This window comes from Glutamicibacter sp. JC586, assembly GCF_009805585.1.
GTDB lineage: Bacteria > Actinomycetota > Actinomycetes > Actinomycetales > Micrococcaceae > Glutamicibacter.
The window spans coordinates 1-4,609 of sequence record NZ_VHIN01000013.1; the positions used below are offsets into that span (position 1 = coordinate 1).

A 4,609-nucleotide genomic window follows, 5' to 3' on the forward strand; every position below is an offset into this window, starting at 1 on the left:
AACAACTCGACAACCACAAAACAAAACACAAGACGTTTTAACACCGGAAAACACGTAACCAGGATGATGGTTTGTGTGCTTCGTGATTGTTACGGCGGTCATAGCGTGGGGGAAACGCCCGGTCCCATACCGAACCCGGAAGCTAAGGCCCATTGCGCCGATGGTACTGCACTCGTGAGGGTGTGGGAGAGTAGGTCACCGCCGGACTTAACTTATATAGATGAGTGGTTTGAGGCCCTGACACGGAAGTGTTCAGGGCCTCACCCATTTAACCAGCACTATGGTACTGCTGTTGGTGGCGGTGCTGGTGTTGGTTGTTGTTGGGGTAGGGGTCAGGCTTGGGCTTGGCTTCTTTCCCTGCTTAAAGACCACTAGTTAACTGTGATGGCACATCCATTTCTGTAGCTGCCCATTCCAGGATGTTAGCTAGTCACGAATTTTCGAGCGATTGCGTTTGGCCGTAGTCTCAAGAATAGATTCGAATTTTCTAGGACGGTGGAGACAATGGTGTCTGATATTCAAGCTAACCTTTTCGAAAAGCTGAGAGCAAAGTTGCCTGCTGCTTTAGTTGTCCAAGACGAGCAAGTGCTTGCTGATAATTCGAGAGACTTTGGCCAGCTCTCTGAAGATCCAATACCGCCACTCGCGGTCGTGTTTCCTGAAAGCGTCGAACAGGTGCAACACGTCATGAAAGTGGCCACGGAACTTCGCATTCCAGTTATCAGCCGCGGGGCCGGCACCGGTGTTTCAGGTGGGATCCACGTTCGTGGAGTAGCCGTGGTCCTGAATTTGAGCCATATGAATCGAATCATTGAAATCCGGCCGGAGGATGAAGTTGCGGTAGTCGAACCTGGCGTAATTAACCACGAGCTGAATTCAGCTGTCGAAGAGTATGGCCTGATGTATGCGCCTGATCCTGCCAGTTACAAGATGTCGACTTTGGGTGGCAACATTGCGACGAACGCCGGTGGGCTTCGTTGCGCAAAGTACGGTGTAACTCGTGATTCTGTTTTGTCTCTCGACGTCGTACTGTCTGATGGACGATTGATTCGCGTTGGCAAAAATACTTTTAAGGGTGTAGCCGGGTATGACCTGACTGCACTATTTACCGGTTCCGAAGGCACATTGGGTGTCGTCGTGCGCGCAGTCGTTCGGCTGCGATACTTGCCGGTGGACGAACGAGATATCTCGTTGCTGTTCCCCACACTTGAGGAAGCCGTTCATGGTGTCCAACTGATTGCGCGGGCCAGAATTCAACCTGCCATCCTTGAGCTGATTGATCACGCAACGTTGACGATTCTCGACGAACAGTACTCAACGAGTTATTCGCTTTCTGGCGGTGCCATGGTTCTTGCACGGCTCGACGGATATGGTGCTATTCGCGAAGAAGAGGCTATACGTAAAGTGTTCGTTAACCGCGATGTAGAGATGAGCGCTGGTGGCGCCATCGAGGCGACCCAACTTATTGAAATGCGCCGAACCAGCCGTGGGGATACAAAAGACGACGCGTACCGCACAGGAGAAGACGTCGCGATTCCAAAGAGCAGAATGGTTGAATACGTTCGACGACTACAGCTGATTGCGAATGCCGAACGCGTTGATATGCGAATGATCTCGCATGTCGGGGACGGCAACTTGCACCCTACATTTTCGGTAACTCCTGGTGACGGCGATGAACCGTTGGTCCGACTCAGACGTGCAGTGGAGAGCTCAGTTCGGATTGCGATTGAACTCGGTGGGACCATCACTGGCGAGCATGGTGTAGGGCTCATCAAAAAGGATTGGCTCCCGTGGGAGCAATCCGAGGAGGTCATGAATCTTCAACGATCGATCAAAAACTTGCTTGATCCGTTGAATATTCTCAATCCAGGAAAGGCGATCTGAAGTCGTTGGACCCAAGCGAACTAGTCGTAAATTCAGCTAGTTCTGAAACAAGGTCGCGATTATGAGTAGGGAATATTGGGGGTGTAGAGTGAAATCGTCTTTGATCACGGGATATGGCGCAGTTTGGTAGCGCGCGTCGTTCGGGACGACGAGGTCGCAGGTTCAAATCCTGTTATCCCGACCAGTGACAAGATTGAGGAACCCTTGCATCCGCAGGGGTTCCTCTTTTTGATAACTGTCAGCTGAAATATCTTGGTGTTGGTGGCCCTCGCTGGCCGATGAACGTGCCACGTGGTCGAACGAGCCACAGATCACTCGAGTATCGGCGCTCAGGATGTGCGTTCGCGGAACTTTTTAGGTATAGTTATATCTCGTGCTAAGGCATTCGTAGCTAGCGGGTTCGTCCGCTTGGTTAGCGAAAACTAAGTCACATTGGGATATGGTGTAATTGGCAACACAACGGTTTCTGGTTCCGTCATTCTAGGTTCGAGTCCTGGTATCCCAGCGCTTCACCAAGGCAACTTGGTGAGTTGAAGATTCGTCTTCAGCGTACGGCCCCATCGTATAGCGGCCTAGTACTCCGCCCTCTCACGGCGGCAACACGGGTTCGAATCCCGTTGGGGTCACATGTAACAAAAACCCTCGCTTCGGCGGGGGTTTTTGCGTATCTACAGGGTAGTCTCATTCCGTTGCGACTGCGTCTTCAAACTCGAGCCTGTAGTTGCTGGTTCGTTCAATCGGAGCTGATCGTAGCAATCTGCGAATCAGGCTTCTTAACGGTTCGGACCCTGTGCTCTTTACTAACGTAGTAGCTCTATGGCTAAAGAGACCGGCGGCCCTGATGAGCAAGCGAAAGTGGTTTTCAGTGCAGCAACTTCAACGACGATTGCAGTGCGCACATCATTTATCACTATCGCTGAACCTCTCATCGATACAACAGTTCTCGGCAAAATCGTAACCTGATGTCTGGGTGCCGTTGTCTAATCACTGCGGAACAATCCAACCCGGATAGAAGCGCCGTTGATCGTGAGCATTATTGGTTAGGCCGCTGGAATGGTTGTGTGTCTAGGGGATCCGAGGTTGTGGTCGGGCGCCCGGTCAAGGTTCGCCCGCCGTCGACATTGGGTTTTCGGATCGTGCAATCAGTAATCTGCGGACAGTAAGGGATCTTGCTGTGCACGAGGCAATCGACGATTTCCTTCTAAGTACTACAGCGCTGACGCTTCTTGCCAGCGGGCCTGGATCGTAGGGATCATGAATCAATTCTTCGACAAGGCTCCGTCTTAGACCTGCCCCATAGCCATCGCCACCCATCGCCGTGATGATGCGAAATTCAGAATTGTTCTCTGTGAGGATCAAGTGGATCGTTCTTCGATCCCCAAGATCTGCGGGTTTGGAAGGGAACTAGCTGTCAGACCATCGATGACTAAGGCGCACTCTCCGCTTGCTCGTGGAAACCCATGTTTGGAAATGTCACTGCTCCCGATTCCCAAATTGATTCGGATCCACTGGTTGGCGTGCACGTGGTAGCTTTTCGACGACCAGTAAGTATGACTCGGTGACCAGATCGTCGACGAGTTGCGAAGTGAGCGTCTGGCCGGGGTTGAGAGTGATCCAGTGATTCTTGTTCATGTGGTAGCCAGGGGTGACTTGTTCGTATTGATCCCGAAGTGCCAAGGCATCTTCGGGCGCAGCTTTGAGAATGAGGTTTGGGAATCGGTTACCTCGGCGATCAGCATGAATACTTTGCCGCTGATCTTGAAGACATCCCAGTCCGGCCCAAAAGGGTATTCGAGCATGGATTCCGGAAGCTGCTCGCCCTTTTCACGGGCTAGCTGCACAATGTCAAGGTAAGTCATTGCTCAACGCTAACAGTCAGTGCCTAGGCAGATCGATGTGCTGAGAGGTATCGCTGGCTACTGCATACTGAGATCTCCGTATGGAGGTATTGCTATACGGTCGCAGGCGGTGACGGACTACGACTCGCAATTACTGGTGGCTTGATAGTTGCGACTCTGAAACTTGCTCGTTGAACGGGAGCCTCACTGTAGCAAGCGGATTCATGAGGACATATGCATTTGCGGAGTTTTTCGTACGGCGGTAGAGGCAGGAGAAAATCTCCGGTTTTCCAGGTACCGAGTATCGGCGCTGCATATCCACCCGGCAGCGACGTCGTTTAACCGTATGCAGGAAGACTCGTTCTTCATATTTTGAGCAACCTCAGACGACGCAACCGCAATGTCAACGATGCGCTCCTGTCAGGATCCTGGAGCTACCAGCTGATTCATCCCCTGCGCTGCTGGTTACTCGAGGGTGGTTAGACCTCCGCATCAATCGTTGGAACTGATTGATGCCCTATGAACCGATGAGCAGGAGTAGTCTGCATAGTCAGATATCTGGCCCAACCAACACCAATGGCTTCCCGTCTGACAGCCCGTTTGTACTCGCAGCAACCCAGGGAAACAACATGTAACGACAGTCACGCCAAAAAGAGGCTATCCGATTTGTAACGGCCTCAAAACCCGTGTATAGTTTTTATCTGTCGCCGCAAGGAGGTCAGCTTCAAAGCTGGCACCGATTCGGGCGACAATCACTCAGAAAAGCTCAATTAGTTTTGAGCGCTAAATTCTGAAAATCTATAACGCTGGACGATAACGTAATTCAATTATGAATCTACGGAGAACCGGTAAGTGTTTGTTGTTTGAGAACTCAATAGTGTGCCAAG

4 protein-coding genes, 3 tRNA genes and 1 rRNA gene are annotated in these 4,609 nt (G+C 51.5%); 6 read left to right on the forward strand and 2 right to left on the reverse strand.

The genetic code is table 11. The annotated features are described in order from the left end of the window. Nucleotides 1-90: 90 nt before the first annotated feature. The 6 genes from rrf (at nucleotide 91) to FJV47_RS11890 (ending at nucleotide 2,847) form a co-directional block, all read left to right on the forward strand. Nucleotides 91-207, forward strand: a 5S ribosomal RNA gene (gene rrf / locus FJV47_RS11865). 297 nt (nucleotides 208-504) lie between these two features. Beyond that, entirely contained in the window at nucleotides 505-1,884 is a 1,380-nt protein-coding gene (locus FJV47_RS11870) for an FAD-binding oxidoreductase (RefSeq protein ID WP_159613290.1), read from the forward strand. A gap of 107 nt (nucleotides 1,885-1,991) precedes the next feature. Continuing rightward, nucleotides 1,992-2,068 (forward strand) — tRNA-Pro (locus FJV47_RS11875). A 249-nt stretch (nucleotides 2,069-2,317) separates the two neighbouring features. Continuing rightward, nucleotides 2,318-2,389 (forward strand) — tRNA-Gln (locus tag FJV47_RS11880). Between the two features lie 48 nt (nucleotides 2,390-2,437). After that, a tRNA-Glu gene (locus tag FJV47_RS11885) sits at nucleotides 2,438-2,510 on the forward strand. 190 nt (nucleotides 2,511-2,700) lie between these two features. Further along, nucleotides 2,701-2,847 (forward strand): hypothetical protein, encoded by a 147-nt coding sequence (locus tag FJV47_RS11890; RefSeq protein WP_159613292.1) that lies wholly within the window; start codon nucleotides 2,701-2,703, stop codon nucleotides 2,845-2,847. A 510-nt stretch (nucleotides 2,848-3,357) separates the two neighbouring features. Here FJV47_RS11890 and FJV47_RS16790 read toward each other — a convergent pair. Together FJV47_RS16790 and FJV47_RS16795 are read right to left on the reverse strand one after the other, a co-directional pair. Next, a complete protein-coding gene (locus tag FJV47_RS16790) occupies nucleotides 3,358-3,561 on the reverse strand; it encodes an MmcQ/YjbR family DNA-binding protein (RefSeq protein ID WP_370515040.1) in 204 nt (67 codons plus the stop codon). After that, a complete protein-coding gene (locus FJV47_RS16795; RefSeq protein ID WP_370515041.1) occupies nucleotides 3,513-3,743 on the reverse strand; it encodes a hypothetical protein in 231 nt (76 codons plus the stop codon). Before FJV47_RS16795 ends, FJV47_RS16790 begins: the two co-directional genes overlap by 49 nt. Nucleotides 3,744-4,609 lie beyond the last annotated feature (866 nt).